A 14,771-nucleotide genomic window follows, 5' to 3' on the forward strand; every position below is an offset into this window, starting at 1 on the left:
GGGGAAAGGGATCTAGCCGTTTATGTCCGTTTACGAGGGAAAATCCCTAGGACCCCTATATGGCATGAATAAATCTAAAAGACCACGAGATACAAACAAGCTTGCCAAGTCCATTGTATACTTGGCGACCGGCGATGCCGAGGAAGAAAGCCTGGATGAAGGTAAAGACCCCGCTGCTGCTGCGCTTGGGCGCAAGGGTGGATTGAAAGGAGGCGAGGCACATGCAAAAAAAATTAACCGCAGAATAGCGGTCAGAGATTGCAAGGATTACAACTGCAGCTAGGTGGAAAAAACTGAGGACTAAGACTGGAGACAGACCTAAATTCTGTGTAACTGCCTATCATTAAACCCAAACAAGGGAGAGGACAGGCAGATGATCGATAAGAAAGAGCTCCAAGCGGCCGCTAATCACATCAAAACTGAAGAAGATCACAACGAGTTCCGGCAAATGCTGGACAAAATCACGGTCGATGCAGTACTTAACAAGTTGAACTGGATGATTTTAAGAGGGTGTCCTGAATTCTGTGTAACTATCTATCATTAAACCCAAGCGTGGTTGAGGATAGGCACTATGAACAAGAAAGAACTACAGGCGATCACTCATGCGGCCGCTAAAAATATCAAGACGGAAGACGACCTCAAAGACTGCCATCAGATGCTAACCAAGATTACGGTAGAAGCGGCACTGAACGCTGAGTTAGATGATCATCTTGGCTTTGAAAGGCACGAGCAGTCCGAAGCTGATAATAACCGCAACGGCTATGCCAGTAAGACTAACCGAACGGAAGCTGGCCAGTTCGAGCTCGATACACCACGCGACAGAGCTGGGAGTTTCGAGCCCAAGCTCGTTAAAAAAACACCAGCGTCGATTTACTTCCATGGACGACAAGATTATTTTCTTGTATACCCAGGGGATGACAACACGAGAAATCGTCACGACCGTTAAAGAAATGTACGGTGCTGATGTCTCCGCCACCTTGATTTCCAAAGTGACTGACGCTGTTATTGAACAAGTGATTGAACGGCAATCTAGGCCACTGGATGCGGTCTATCCCATTATTTACCTGGATTGTATTGTCGTAAAAATCCGGCAAGACAAGAAAGTGACCAATAAGGCAATTTATCTAGCACTGGGCGTGAACATGGAGGGCCACAAGGAATTGTTGGGGCTCTGTCTGTCAGAGAATGAGGGTGCCAAGTTCTGGCTCAATGTACTCACAGAGCTCCAGAATCGCGGCGTGAAGAATATCCTGATAGCCTGAAGGGCTTTTCAGACGCAATCAATACAGCGTTTCCCGAGACTCAGATCCAGCTCTGTATTATTCACATGGTGCGCAACTCGATGAAGTATGTGCCCTGGAAAGACTACAAGGCAGTGACGGCAGACCTGAAGAAAATATATAAGTCTGTCACCGAAGATGAAGCGCTACTGGAACTTGATAATTTCTCGAGCTTGTAAAGTTTTCTGTGTAACTGCCTGGGTTAAATATATACCGCCAAGCGTTCTTCGAACTCAATCATAAATCTATTCAGTGCTAGTTTCCAATTACGGATCGGCATTATCCACTTTTTCGATGCGGCCTGGATTGCCAGATAGATTACCTTCTTTGCCGAGTCATCGGTTGGAAATAATTTCCGTTTTTTGATCACTTTGCGAATGACGCTGTTCAGTGACTCAATGGCGTTGGTCGTGTAGATCACCTTTCGTATATCCTCCGGGTAGTTGAACAGCGTGTTCAGGTTCTCCCAATGGGCACGCCAGGAGCGGCTGATCCGGGGGTACTTGTTGTCCCACCGGTCAGAGAATTTATCCAGCGCCAATAAGGCTTCTTCCTTGGTGATGGACTGGTAAATCTTTTTCAAATTAGCCGTGACAGGCTTGTAGTCTTTCCAAGGCACGTACTTCATCGAGTTCCGTACCATATGCACGATACAGAGCTGGATCTGAGTCTCGGGAAACGCTGTATTGATTGCGTCTGGAAAGCCCTTCAGGCCATCAACACAGGCTATCAGGATATCCTTCACGCCGCGATTCTGGAGCTCTGTGAGTACATTGAGCCAGAACTTGGCACCCTCATTCTCTGACAGCCAGAGCCTGACCTTCCCCCCATCTTAATACCAAGACTTGGATGAGATAATTCATTCTAAGCGGCCCTATTCACAAAGGCCACAGGTGACAAATAATTTAATGCGCTATGAGGCCGCACGTGATTGTAGTGCTCTCGCCATTGATCAATTTCATGTCTAGCGTCATCAATGGACCTGAACCAATGCTGATTTAAGCATTCATTTCTGAATTTACCGTTTAAGCTTTCTACAAACGCATTCTGAGTAGGCTTACCTGGCTGAATAAAACCTAGCTTAACGCCACTTTCTTTTTGCCAGTAGAACATCGCCTTGCTAGTAAACTCAGTACCGTTGTCGCAGATTATTTGATCCGGAGCGCTCCTTAGCTCAATCACCTGAGTTAAAAAACGAGCGACCTGGTGACCATTGATCGAGAAGTCAGAGAGCTGGCCAATAACTTCTCTTGAGTAATCATCAATCACATTAAATACTCGAAAGCGGCGACCATTAGCCAACTGATCACTGACAAAATCCATTGACCAGCGTATATTTTTACCAATGGGCATAATCGTTGGCATTCTTGGTCGTATTATCTTCTTGCGTTTTTTAGTCCTCACTTGAAGACCTTCTTCGTTATAGACTCGGTAGGTCCGCTTCTTGTTTTTCACAAGCCCCTCTCCTCTCAGGAGGCCATGTAAAAACAAATAACCATAACTCGGATGCTTTTTTGCCAGCTCAAGTAACCGTTTGCGTAGAGGCTCATCTTTTCCCCATTGAGTAACGTACCGAAAAGCGGTTCTACTTAAGCCTACTAATAGGCAAGCTCTACGCTCGCTTAATTTGAACCGCGACTTAAGGTAGCTCACGATTTGTTTTCTATCAGCAGGCTTTACCACTTTTTTGAGAGCACATCCTTCATCGCCTCAGCTTCAAGCATTTTCTCGGCAAGTAACTTCTTAAGCTTGTTATTTTCGCTTTCAAGCTCTTTGAGCCGTTTGGCTTCTGAGACATCCATCCCGGCGTATTTGCTTCGCCAGTTATAAAAGCACCCGGTTGAAATGCCGAACTGACGACAAATGTCATCAACTTTTACCCCTGACTCATGCTGCTTGATGGCACCAATAATTTGCTCTTCTCTGTAACGCTTCTTCTTCATGTTGAGATCTCCTAACATACAGACTAATTGGAAATCTCATCCTTGTCATGGCTCTATTTCTGGGGGAAAGGTCAGCCGTTACGGTTATTGTCAGCTTCGGACTGCTCGTGCCTTTCAAAGCCAAGATGATCATCTAACTCAGCGTTCAGTGCTGCTTCGACCGTAATTTTAGTTAGCATCTGATGGAAGTCTTTGAGGTGGTCTTCCGTCTTGATATTTTTAGCGGTCGCCTGTAGTTCTTTCTTGTCGATCATCTGCCTGTCCTCACCCTTGTTTGGGTTTAATGATAGGCAATTACACAGAATTCAGGATAGTCTCCGAAATTAAGCTTCAGTAGCTTGTATATGCGGTATACCCGCTTATGGTTCCAGGGCTTTCCTTCACGCCGGAGCATGTCGAACATCAAACCAAATCCATACGTTGGTTATTTCGTCGCCAGCTGTTGCAGTGCATCTATAACGGGCCGGTCTCGTTCTGTATCAGGTTCATAGTTATAACTGCTTCGACTAATATTGATCACCCTGCAGGCTGCACGTCGAGTCAGAACATGCTCGTCTTGCAGATAATCAACCAGTTCGCGCTTCTCAGCTGGCTTTAGAGCTTTTTTTCAATGACATCCTTAAGTGCGGCATGTTCCAGGCTTAAATTGGCGAACATCTGCTTGAGACGCCTGTTCTCATTTTCAAGCTCTTTTAGACGCTTGATATCTGATGCCTGCATACCACCATATTTGCTCTTCCAGTTGTAGTAGGTGGCATCGGATATACCATACCTCCTTCACCTTCCTACCGCTCTCTACTTCCTTCAAAATACGGATAATCTGGCTTTCGGTATGTCTGCTCTTCTTCATCTTCGTTCTCCTGTCTGTGGTTAGTTTAACCGGAGAACTCTAATTTGTGATGGGCCTATTATCAGGGAGGATTACATTAATCCAAACACAGCTCAGTATGAGCTATAATAAACAAGTCATAACGCAGTCTTATAAGCGAATTAATCGGGGTCGGAGACGAATGGCACTAAGTCTGGATTATTCGTGCTTTCTACATCTCTTTGTAAGTTCTTAATAAGGCCATACCCTCTTGGAAATATCTGCAAAAGAAAATCAAGCATAGCTCTTTGCGGGAACATGGTCACACGGGATTCAATAGTTAGACCGACTTCGCCTTCACACCATTAGCCAGCTTTGCAACCAGTATGCCTGCCACCATGCCAGAGGCATGCCCTACCCATGAGATATGTGGTCTGAAATCCAACAGACTTATAATCAGGCCACCATACAAACAGGCGGTCACCGTTGCCAATAAGATATTTTTTGCTGAACGAGAGTAGTAGGCATCGGCCAGCAGATAGGCCCAATATCCGAACACCACACCACTGGCACCCGCATGATAGCCACTTGAGCCAAACCCCCAGGTTCCCAGGCCGCCCACGATTGTTAATAGCAGCGTAACTTCCCAAAATAGCACGCGCTCTTTGCTTTGGATTAGCCAGCCAAGCAGCAGAAACGGTATTGAATTACCCAGCAGATGCCAAATACCATGGTGTATAAAAGGAGCCAGAAGTATATGCCACAGCCCATCCAGGGTACGCGGCATAATCCCATAAGACCCAAACTCAAAACCGAGGAGTGTTTGGGTGCCCTGAATCACCCACATCAATATAAGCAGATAGAGTGCATCAGGAATGCGCAATATAGTTACTGATATAGACACGTCCTAACCTGCTGTTCTGTTACTTTTTGACCATCATTGAGCAGGCTGATGATGGCATCACCACTGCAAATCCGAGTGGGGTCTGGATTGCACCGCACCTCACCATCGACTACATAGGCCATGGGTATACCCGCACCCGATATTACAAACCGGCAGATCAGATCTTGCCAGAATTGGTTCTGAAAGCCGATATCAAAACGTTGCATGTGCGCATTATCATGGGTAAAAAAGTCTTCCAGAACCTCCTCAGTTCCCGGCGCAACGAGGGAGCGCACCAGAAAACCTGGATAGGCACGGATAGGACGCACCACAGCATTTGCCCCGGCTCTTTGCAGTCGTTTTCTATTTTCGTCATTGATGGCTTCTGCCAAAATCATGGCATTGGAGCCGATCTCTTGAATACGATCTAGCACATCAAAGGTGAGACTATCAGACTGCGGGTCAGCATAATCACTGGCAATAACAATAATGTAGCTTGCATCCGATACATTGACCGCGCGCAGGTTATCTGAATTCTCCGCATGACCAGTGAAATGCACCACTCCAAGATCAGCAATATTTTTTGGCAGTGCCCCGGTAAACTTGTTTGTCAATATTTGCACTGGATATTCAGACAGTTCCGGGGTTGCTCTAATTTGCTGCACTAATTTATGCAGATAACTATCTGAATCAATATTCGGGGTATTTATTATCAGGATATGATCTTGCATATTCCATCTCCATCTACCGTATTTCTTTTCTGCACTAACCCACAATCTATGCTCAATAAACTCTGTGACAATATGGGCTAAAATTGAGATCCCGAAGGCATAGAGGCAGATAATGGTAATAATGCGACCGCCCGCTGTGCTTGGGCTTATATCGCCATAACCAACGGTGGTAACCGTAGTCAGTCCCATCCACAGCGCATCACCAAATGAGAGCCCCTCAAAAAACATCATGCCTACTGCGCTAACAAAAACCAGCGTTAACAAGAGGGCAAGCAGTTTTATAAGCCTGACTGAAAAGTCAGGCGTGTAATGATGTGCATATTTACTGTAACGATGCGGCTTCGATCGTCTAATTAGCAGGCGAATGAGAATCAACAAGAGCTACCCTTTTCGTAGAAAAGATTGACCTCTTCTATAACATGACGTTTTATCTCGGCTTCATCTGATGCATCCAGTTTGTAGTGTTGTGCCAGCTGAGCCAGCTCATCTTTATTAAAGGAGAGACCAACACGCGGGCGCTGTACTTTTACATAGGTTAACCCGATGATTTTTCGTACAACATCACTAGGGACAATAGAGGCATTGGCTGCATCATGACGAATCTTTCGTAGAATGTCCTGTTGAAAAGTGAAGTGCATCTGCAACTTTTTAAGGACGCTCCTCTCCTTTGACCATTTATTACTCACTGGGCCACATCTCCTCAATGACATCGAAGGGACAGAGCGCAGCCAGCGAGACATCAGTATCACCATCACCCCATATTTCAACAGAGAGGCAGCGCGTATCTACATTGCCAACACATTCGTGATAGCGTAGCTCTTCACTCTCATTATCTTTCGGCACCACGCCTCCACAATCACGATTGTAGTAGTAGGCTTCGCCCTCTTTTATACGTTGTATATAACTGTCGGCAAGCCAGCTTGTCAGCTCTGCTAGCTTCTCTTTCACTGTTAATGTAACAAACTCTTCGCCCCAAAGCCCTGAAAATTCATCTTCATCAAACAGGGTAAACAGCATTGACTCTGGCAGTTTGATAGAGAAACAGAGCTGCGGGTCACCATCATTATCATCGACTGAAAGATAGTATGTTTTGTTATCTTCACTGCGCAAGGTTAGCTCTTTTGTGATCTCTGTTTCAGAGTATTGATAGCCGCCTACTTTAGTAACTTCCAACTGCTGGCCTTGCAGTTCATCCGGCAATGAACGGCGCTGTTTTAAAGCAACGATGTCACCTATTTGCAACTGACCTGGATCAGTTAATGTGCGAGGCTTGTTACTACCAAAGAATGTTTTAAACATTTAACGTACCTAAAATGTCAAAGGCACCTTGCGGTGCCTTATCAATTAACCAGCTTTTTGTTTTGCTCTAATCTTTTCAAGAATTGAGTGTTTATTAGACCCCGTAGAGCCACCAATACCACTCTGCTTCAATCGTGCATCAAGGTCATCGCCCTGCTCTTGCGTCTCCATCCATTCACCTGCTTCCATGTTATCACGCCAATTCTGCTGTTTAGTTTTGACGCGTTCCAATGCCTTCGCAACACGGTGTTGACTGGAGCTGGTGGCAGCAACATTATCAGAGATACTTGTTGTTGCCTTTTGAACTTCTTTTATGGTCTTTACCTTTTCCAGGTCACGCCTGTTTTTTTGGATGATCTTTTCACGCGAACGAACCAGCTTATTGATAGCATTCACTTCACTTGAAAGTGCATTGTGTTCAGCTGTTTTATCATCACGCTCGCTGGCGATCTCTTCCAGACGTTCAGCAACCTTTTCAGCCAATGACTCTTGACCGGCATTCAGCGCCTCAATGGCCTTGGCTTCGTAGTCATCATAGTCTGTATTCAGACTATTGATTTCGCGTTTTAATTTAATTTCAGAGCCCTTCAGACGGGTCAGACTCTGCTTGGCTTTGGCGATAGCACTCTCGGCATCACGAATCTCCTGCTCTAAAATACGTATCGCGTTGGCATCGATAATTGCTTCACCAGCTTCATTGGCACCACCACGTATGGCGGTAAAAATATCTTTTAAAATACTCATAAAAAACCTCTGGTTATGCGAGTAATGATTGGATGGCTTCTAAAACATCAATGGTATTTTCTGCCTGAACTTCCAATTCATGAACAATAATTTCAAAATTTGTACCCAGGGCTATCGCGCCAAACAGGATGTAGGTTTCATCCTGCAAGCCAAAGGCGCTCAGCGGTACAGCTGGAGCAAGTTGCAATAGCATCTTATTGAGATTATCAACTTCATTTTCTGCTACTTCTGCCACGCTAAACAATGGGGTTACGGCAAGCAGTTGCGTATCAGTCAATGCTAAATGGATAGGAAACTCATCATTATTCGAACAGACAACCTCTAGGACTCCATTGTCCAGCAGCAAGGCATCAAAGGATGTGCCTTCGTCCGTTACATGATCGTTTAGTCGAAACGCCAGCTCTTCAAGCGTGATGGTCATACAATGCTCCTGTTTGGTATCGGCTGCCATATTATGTCAACTGCCTTAAAATATATGTCATATTATGACGTAGGTCAAACTTAATTTCACCTGGATCGTGCAAGCGATCGTGTGTGTAGGATTTAGGTTTTACTCTTTTGCAAAAAAAACACCATTCTGTTTTGACCAAGCCTCGTAGTGATACTGATATACTTGATGGCTTCCCAAGTAGTTTATCTCAATTGAATCAGTCTCTTCAAAGAATGATGGCGCAAAAATAAAAGCGGCTTCTAATGCGGCTTTTGAGAGCCAGGGGTCAGTTACTGGCAGCTCACTTATCTGGGCAATCCGCTGTGATGCGGTTAATCCTCGAATTGTACCAATGGTCCAACCCCACTCACCAAAGGTGGGCACATTGGTATGATACTGCTCGATTTTATAGCCCGCCGCCTGCATGGTTTTTCCAATAGAAATAAAGGCTTTCTTTGCATGATAGGGTGATGTCGACTGCACGGCAATGGCTCCGTCACCTGAGAGCAGCTCCTTCAGTCGTGCATAAAAGAAGTCGGAATAGAGCTTATTCAGATCAGGATGACTGGGATCAGTGAGATCAACAATGATGGTATCGAAATGACGCTTCCCTGTGACCAATCGTTCCACTTCAATAAAGGCATCTCCAATAATGATGGAGACCCTTGGGTCATTAAAGGCATCCTGATTAAGGCTCAGCAGCATCTGCTCGACATCAGCCGGGGCATCCGGATCTTCTCCTTTGAAGAGGGCGATCATTGCCTCATCAAGGTCAATCAGTGTTACCTGCCTGGGGTTCCATCGCAGAATATCCCGCACGGCCATGCCATCACCACCGCCAATCACCAGTACACTGCCGCGTCGGGCAGAGGATAGCAGCGCCGGATAGGTCAAATAGCTGTGGTAGATATTTTCATCACTGCTGGAGAACTGTAGCCGCCCATTGATATAGAGACTCAGCAGGCTCGGTAGCCCCTGTCCTACATGACGGCGGGTCAGCGTGAGGTGTTGATAAGGCGTTACCTTGCTGTAGATGGGGGTGTCTTTAAACAGGGTGTAGTTCATCTGTAGAACCCAACCGCTACCATTAATGGCCAGCACGATGAGAACAATAGCCAACCCGGCATGCACAATCCACAACCTGACTGGCTGGATAATTCTTGATTGATAACGCCAGAGAAAGATAAGTCCAATCAGCAGATTGACCGCAGCAGTCCCCACCGCAGCGGTGATAATCGGGATGTTGAGACAGATTCCAACCCAGATTGCCGCCCCAATCCCCGCGCCAATATAATCTGCACCATAAATCGTGCCGGTATTGTGAGCCAGATGTTTTCCGTGAACCTGCTCACGCACCCGTGCGATGAGTGGAATCTCCATCCCAATCATTGCTCCTAAAATAAATCCTGCAACAAAAGGGGTGTAAAAAGCGAGGGTCTGCAGCGCAGCAATAAAGCCGCCATCTGTGGTGATTGAAGGGTGTAGCCCGTAGATCTGCTGTAGCCACACAGGCAGGGTGTAAGTAAGGGCGAGCATCCCTGCCATCACCAGAATTGAACAGCCGCCCAGCAGGCCGATCCCGACCTCAAGCCAAGCAAAGCCAGTAAATGGGCACTTGACCCAGCGGGCTAGAAAGGCGCCGACGCCCATCGCTACGATCATTATGCCAATCATGGCATAGATGGTACTTTCTACTGCGCCAACGATGCGCCCTGCATAGTGCGCCAGTAGATACTCATAGATCAGCCCGCATCCAGCCAAAATCAACATGCTGACAATTAGCAGTGCATCGTGACCCAATAACTGCCTGGATGACGGAGCTGTGGTTTCCATTTTAGCTACCCAAGCAGTGAACTCACAATCAACCCGACTGCAATAAAGAGCGTAGCTTCAATAGAGGCCACACCAATATTCTGCTGCTCATCTACCTCTTGGACCACATCAATATTGTGCAATACCGCATGGCGCGCTAGCACTGCGAGCCCACTGATAACGGCTGTAATGGCCAGTGCCACAAACAGCCAGTTGAATATTAATCCGACAAAAGAAAGGGAGTGGTATGCAACGAGGCCAGAGGCAGCCTTAACACCAAATGCAGCGCTCATGAGATGTCCAAAATAACGAATAGCCAGAGCACTGTTGCCATTCTCCAGTGCCTGTTGCAGGACTTTACCATTATGTCGCTTTTCATAGATTCGACCGCGCAGTCGAGTAACGGCCAATAAGACAACCTGCGCCACAAAGAAGACCATAATCACAGAAAGTATGCTTGGCCATGAGTCAGACTCCACCCAATGAGCCGCTGTATTAATGATCAGTCCCAATGCAATTAGATTAGCTGCTTGCACAATACCGGCGGCAATGTTCTTTTCATGCACCTGCTGTTTAAGTGAAAAATGGTGGAAGATCACCTGATCATTAATAATCGTCCCTACCTTCAATAGCACGATACCAATAATCGCATAAATAATTACATTCCAGGCCTCATTGAGAATTCCTTCAGATGCCTCCCCACTGACCGCACCTGCCAAAACCAGCGCCAGAGCCAGTGTCCCACCCGCCACTGAAATGCCAAAGGCATAGTTATCCCGTGTTGCCAGCTCAGTCGTTGTATCCACCCCTGCCAACAGGCCTTGAAGATAACGCAACGCACAGATAGCACCTACAGCGATAAGCAGGTCTACAAAGACAATACTGATCGCCCATAGTGAAAAACCATTATTCATTTTGCTTCTCCGGTACTACTTATTTTCCGCCACTAAAGCTGCGGCTGGTGCGTGAGTATGAATTACGAGCAGAAGAACCGCCTCCAGCAAACTTACTCGGTGCTCTAAAGCTGCTGCGTTTGCTTTTACCCGAAAATTTATTGGCAGATTTAACAGAATTTCGCTTGGCTGCAGCTGATGCCCCTGCCTTGGTTTTGGCATATGGACTCTTGAATGACTGGCCACTTTTTTGAAATTTGAGCTTTGTTTTTGCTGCCTGGGTCTGCTGCCCTTTACGCTGTGATGGTGAGGTGTAGTAGTTACGCCCATAATCACTGTAGTAGCTGTAACCACGATTACCTGCCCAGCCGCCATAGTAAATCGGGGGGCTAAGCACATGACTGAATAGCGAATACATGCCATACCACTCCCATAAGGAGCGCCCACTGCTATTCTCTCGCCAGTGACCATAATTGGGATTGCCCACCAGCTGGCTACCCGCCCCATAATCGCCGCTCTGATTGGCCTGTTGCGTAGCCTCTTTGCTCATCGCCTCTACACGAGCCAGTTTGCCATTGGACATGTCCGCCAGCACATTGATGGGATCTGTCAGCATCATGCCAAATAGCGCAGGATCAGCCGCTACCTGAATAGCGTTAAACTCCTGCTGTAGCTGGATCACTGCCTGCTCACCCCCCTTAACCGCTTGGGGAACTGCTTTATTTGCGTTATCCAACCGCCCTTTTAATCCACCCAAAATAGGGCCATTTGCTGTAGCATCCGTCGCTAATATTTCAACAATCCCTTTTAAGTCAGGAGACTGTTTCTTTACAACATCCGCATAAGATTTCAACAACCTAACATTTCGAATAGATTGCCGGTTGATTTTAACAACGAGCTGTTTTAATTCAGCGTCTGTTTCAGACGAGGATGACTGTAGCGACTTTTGCCACAATTCCTCATTCGAAGTGCATCCACTTAGCCCAAACAGGACAAGCAAGAGGATGCAAAGTATCGGGATAATTCTCATAGCACTCCCGTAGATCATCATGAATTTTGTACCATATGCCTCACCCAACATATAAAGGATCAAATTGAGTATGATAAGTTGGGAAGTCTGCAGAGAGAGTCATTGCATTAAATGGCAGACCACGATCAATAGCTTGCACAGAGGTTACGGCACCAGCACAGGCCGAGGTGATCACATCAGCAGCTCGTAGTGGCCTGCAATCACCACACATAAATACATCAAAGGCCGCATAATTATGCTCAGGCCAAGTATGCACCGTCATGTGTGATTCAGCCAACAGCACCACCCCCGTTATGCCTTTGCCTGTGCCAAACGGATGAAAATAAGCCTGCAATACAGAGGCACTACCCGCTTTGGCCGCTGACACAAGCAGTCTCTCCAGCTCTTTTTCACTGAGATGGGCATGCTGTCCCTGACATTCGATAATTAGATGGCGACCAATATTCAACCGTTACCTCGATTTCACCTGCATTATAACAAGAATTTGTCAAACCTAAAGATTCTGCTCAAGATCCGCAATTGATTGTGGATCTCAGGTTCTAGCTTGCTCCTCTGAATAGCCCTCATGACTTTAGACCACTCCGCTATTCATTTTGAAACGGTCTTCGTACTGCTGGGGTGACAGCAAACCATTTGTACCATGTCTGCGTGTCGAGTTGTAAAATAATTCAATGTAATTAAACATATTTTCTCTGGCTTCCCCTCTGGTTTTGTAAATTTTACGGTGTATGCGCTCTCGTTTAAGTAGCTGGAAGAAACTCTCAGCTACCGCATTATCATGGCAATTACCTCGTCGCCTCATGCTCGGTTTAAGATTCTTGTCTTTTAAAAAAGACAACTATTCGTTGCCAGTGAACTGTGAACCCTGATCAGAATGAATGAGCACCTATTCGACAGGCTTACGTCGCCAAACAGCCATCCCTAACGCGTTGGGATAAAAGTAGTATCCGATACCCATGCCTTATCCGGCATTTCGACATCAAAGTGACGTTTAAGCCTGTCTGTCGCTGGTTGCAGAGTATTCTTCGAGTCGGTTGTAATGATAAACTTTTGGCCATCTTTGACTGAATACCGTGCTTCATCATCAGCCTAGCAACACGATTAACACCGATCTGCTCACCGGTATCGACCAGATCCTGATGTATCCTAGGTGAGCCGTAGATCTTACGACTGGCTTTATGAAACAGGCTGATTTTTCTCACGAGTTGACGATTGCACTTAGCTCGGGTGTTTTCCGGTCTGTCTCGCCATGCGTAGTACCCGCTGGGTGATACCTCCAGTGTCTGGCAGAGTCGGGTAACGTTATACTCCATACTGTTAGCTTGGATATAAGGTGTACTTCACTTCAGCTCCTTTGCAAAGTACACCGCTGTAGATTCAATGGGTTGATGCAACACATTATACTCAATGATCAATTTATGGGGATTATGTGATGGCAAGACTTGGCAGACCTGGACTCACAGATAATCAAAAACAAGAACTATGGTCACGTTGGCGGAAGGGAGAATCACTTAGTGATATAGGCCGTGCCCTCGAAAAACAGCCTGCATCAATTTTTGGTGTGCTAAGATTATTTGGAGGGTATTGCCCTTCAGTTGAGTTATAGTCAAATCTGGTGTTTAGCTAGTTGAATCAAGCGGCAACCTGATCGATTCCTGCTACCTCAACACCCTCTTTAAATTTGATTCCGGTTATCACCTTCGCCAGGTAATCGAAACCCCGTAATCGTCTCCACTTCTTCTCGGCACACAGGCCGAGTTTGAACATCATGTGTAGCATGCCGTCACGCGATAGGCAGCCCTTGGAACGCTTGGTTCGATGGCGGATTATCCCGAAGGTGGATTCAATCGGATTGCTGGTCCGAATGCTCTGCCAGTGCTGCGCAGGAAATTGATAGAAAGCCATCAGTTCCTCTCGGTCTTTGTGCAGACAGATGGTAGCCTTCGGATACTTTGGCTCATACGTTTTGATAAACAGATCAAAGGCCTTTTCCGCATCGGCCTGGGTCTCCGACTGCCAGATGTTATGCAGTGCCTGCTTCGCTTTCGGCTGAGCTGACCTTGGCAGGCAGTTCAGCACGTTCATGGTCTTGTGCATCCAGCAGCGCTGCTGGCGCGTCTCCGGATACACTTCCTCCAGCACAGCCCGGAATCCCATGGCACCGTCACCGATCGCCAATTTGGGCGGGGTCAGTCCGCGTGACTTCAGTTTCAACAGTACCTACCACCAGCTCTGTGCGGACTCCCGTACACCATCCTCAATTGCCAGAAAATACTTCTCACCACGCTCATTCACGCCGATCACCACCAGGGCACACAGCTTCGTCTGCTCTGCTCTCTGCCCACACTACACCCAATGGCCCTTATCCAGGCGCTCCTCGTACCAGCTCCGATATTCTTCTGCCCAGACCTGCTTCAGACGCGACACCGTGCCGGCCGACAAGCCTGTTGCATCCGGACCCACCAGTACTTTCAGGGCTTCACCCATCTCTCCACTGGAAATCCCCTTCAGGTAGAGCCACGCCAGCGCCGCTTCCAGTGACTTCGTCTTGCGTGCATACGGCGGCACCAGCTCGCCGTTCTTCGCACGAACTTTGGGGATCTTGACCGTGACCGGCCCCAATCCTGTCTGCAGTTTACGAGCTGGCAGGTGACCATTACGCACCACACCCGTCTTGCCATCCTCTGTCCGTCGCTCGACGTGCTCCGCCAACAGCTCCAGCAGCTCGGCCTCCACCACCTGGTAGATCAACTGCTCTGCACCGCTTCTCGGCAACTCTGTCAGCGGATCGATAATCGTATCTCGACCTGCCAGCTTAACAACGTTATTCTTACTCATGGTGGCGTATCTCCAATGGTTGTTTTGATGTCTCGCAACAACAAATCAACCAGATACCCCGCTTTTTTTCAATTCCTTTC

14 protein-coding genes and 7 pseudogenes are annotated in these 14,771 nt (G+C 47.0%); 4 read left to right on the top strand and 17 right to left on the bottom strand.

Annotation, left to right across the window (positions count from 1 at the left end; translation table 11 throughout):
* The first annotated feature begins 64 nt into the window (after positions 1–64).
* The 3 genes and pseudogenes from MN084_RS07005 to MN084_RS07015 form a co-directional block, all read left to right on the top strand.
* Complete coding sequence (locus tag MN084_RS07005; protein WP_320416441.1) at positions 65–283, top strand: hypothetical protein; 219 nt, start codon at positions 65–67, stop codon at positions 281–283.
* 90 nt (positions 284–373) lie between these two features.
* Positions 374–544: a hypothetical protein gene (locus MN084_RS07010; protein ID WP_241086669.1), complete on the top strand. Its 171-nt coding sequence runs from the start codon at positions 374–376 to the stop codon at positions 542–544.
* Positions 545–571: 27 nt separating this feature from the next.
* Positions 572–1,453 (top strand): annotated as a pseudogene (locus tag MN084_RS07015) (IS256 family transposase); the annotation flags it as partial.
* Between the two features lie 29 nt (positions 1,454–1,482).
* Here the strand turns inward: MN084_RS07015 and MN084_RS07020 are convergent.
* From MN084_RS07020 to MN084_RS19445, 16 genes and pseudogenes are all read right to left on the bottom strand, one after another.
* Positions 1,483–2,094 (bottom strand): annotated as a pseudogene (locus tag MN084_RS07020) (IS256 family transposase); the annotation flags it as partial.
* A 50-nt stretch (positions 2,095–2,144) separates the two neighbouring features.
* A protein-coding gene (locus MN084_RS07025) for an IS3 family transposase (RefSeq protein WP_241085135.1) occupies positions 2,145–3,223 on the bottom strand; the annotation gives its coding sequence in 2 pieces (ribosomal slippage) (positions 2,145–2,971 and positions 2,971–3,223; 1,080 coding nt in all).
* A gap of 74 nt (positions 3,224–3,297) precedes the next feature.
* Positions 3,298–3,474 (bottom strand): annotated as a pseudogene (locus tag MN084_RS07030) (transposase); the annotation flags it as partial.
* Between the two features lie 68 nt (positions 3,475–3,542).
* Positions 3,543–4,073: pseudogene (locus tag MN084_RS07035) on the bottom strand (transposase); the annotation flags it as partial.
* 298 nt (positions 4,074–4,371) lie between these two features.
* The gene (locus MN084_RS07040; protein WP_241086668.1) at positions 4,372–4,935 is read right to left on the bottom strand and encodes a rhomboid family intramembrane serine protease; all 564 of its coding nucleotides are present in this window, start codon (positions 4,933–4,935) and stop codon (positions 4,372–4,374) included.
* Complete coding sequence (locus tag MN084_RS07045; RefSeq protein WP_330178440.1) at positions 4,920–6,023, bottom strand: ion channel; 1,104 nt, start codon at positions 6,021–6,023, stop codon at positions 4,920–4,922. Before MN084_RS07045 ends, MN084_RS07040 begins: the two co-directional genes overlap by 16 nt.
* Positions 6,017–6,331, bottom strand: a complete 315-nt coding sequence (locus MN084_RS07050) for a hypothetical protein (RefSeq protein WP_241086666.1) — start codon at positions 6,329–6,331, stop codon at positions 6,017–6,019. Before MN084_RS07050 ends, MN084_RS07045 begins: the two co-directional genes overlap by 7 nt.
* Positions 6,324–6,944: a hypothetical protein gene (locus MN084_RS07055; RefSeq protein WP_241086665.1), complete on the bottom strand. Its 621-nt coding sequence runs from the start codon at positions 6,942–6,944 to the stop codon at positions 6,324–6,326. The genes MN084_RS07050 and MN084_RS07055 overlap by 8 nt, the downstream gene beginning before the upstream one ends.
* A 45-nt stretch (positions 6,945–6,989) precedes the next feature.
* Positions 6,990–7,688 carry a PspA/IM30 family protein gene (locus tag MN084_RS07060; protein WP_241086664.1) on the bottom strand — a complete coding sequence of 233 codons (699 nt, stop codon included), beginning with the start codon at positions 7,686–7,688 and terminating at the stop codon, positions 6,990–6,992.
* Between the two features lie 13 nt (positions 7,689–7,701).
* Positions 7,702–8,139 (bottom strand): DUF2170 family protein, encoded by a 438-nt coding sequence (locus MN084_RS07065; RefSeq protein WP_241086663.1) that lies wholly within the window; start codon positions 8,137–8,139, stop codon positions 7,702–7,704.
* Between the two features lie 99 nt (positions 8,140–8,238).
* Positions 8,239–9,951, bottom strand: a complete 1,713-nt coding sequence (locus MN084_RS07070) for a polyamine aminopropyltransferase (protein ID WP_241086662.1) — start codon at positions 9,949–9,951, stop codon at positions 8,239–8,241.
* Between the two features lie 5 nt (positions 9,952–9,956).
* Positions 9,957–10,844 (bottom strand): DUF350 domain-containing protein, encoded by an 888-nt coding sequence (locus tag MN084_RS07075; protein WP_241086661.1) that lies wholly within the window; start codon positions 10,842–10,844, stop codon positions 9,957–9,959.
* 19 nt (positions 10,845–10,863) lie between these two features.
* On the bottom strand, positions 10,864–11,559 hold the full coding sequence (locus MN084_RS07080) for a hypothetical protein (RefSeq protein WP_330178441.1): 696 nt from the start codon (positions 11,557–11,559) through the stop codon (positions 10,864–10,866).
* 334 nt (positions 11,560–11,893) lie between these two features.
* Positions 11,894–12,301: an adenosylmethionine decarboxylase gene (speD, locus tag MN084_RS07085; protein ID WP_241086659.1), complete on the bottom strand. Its 408-nt coding sequence runs from the start codon at positions 12,299–12,301 to the stop codon at positions 11,894–11,896.
* A 123-nt stretch (positions 12,302–12,424) separates the two neighbouring features.
* Positions 12,425–12,784: pseudogene (locus MN084_RS19440) on the bottom strand (IS3 family transposase); the annotation flags it as partial.
* A complete protein-coding gene (locus MN084_RS19445) occupies positions 12,753–13,166 on the bottom strand; it encodes an IS3 family transposase (RefSeq protein ID WP_445083909.1) in 414 nt (137 codons plus the stop codon). The pseudogene MN084_RS19440 and the gene MN084_RS19445, both read right to left, overlap by 32 nt.
* A 119-nt stretch (positions 13,167–13,285) precedes the next feature.
* Here MN084_RS19445 and MN084_RS19450 point away from each other — a divergent pair.
* Positions 13,286–13,444, top strand: a pseudogene (locus tag MN084_RS19450) (IS30 family transposase); the annotation flags it as partial.
* Between the two features lie 41 nt (positions 13,445–13,485).
* On the opposite strand, the pseudogene MN084_RS07090 reads toward MN084_RS19450, so the two are convergent.
* Positions 13,486–14,691 (bottom strand): annotated as a pseudogene (locus MN084_RS07090) (IS256 family transposase).
* Between the last annotated feature and the right edge of the window lie 80 nt (positions 14,692–14,771).

The sequence above is a fragment of the Candidatus Vondammii sp. HM_W22 genome (assembly GCF_022530855.2).
Classification (GTDB): Bacteria; Pseudomonadota; Gammaproteobacteria; order Chromatiales; family Chromatiaceae; genus Vondammii.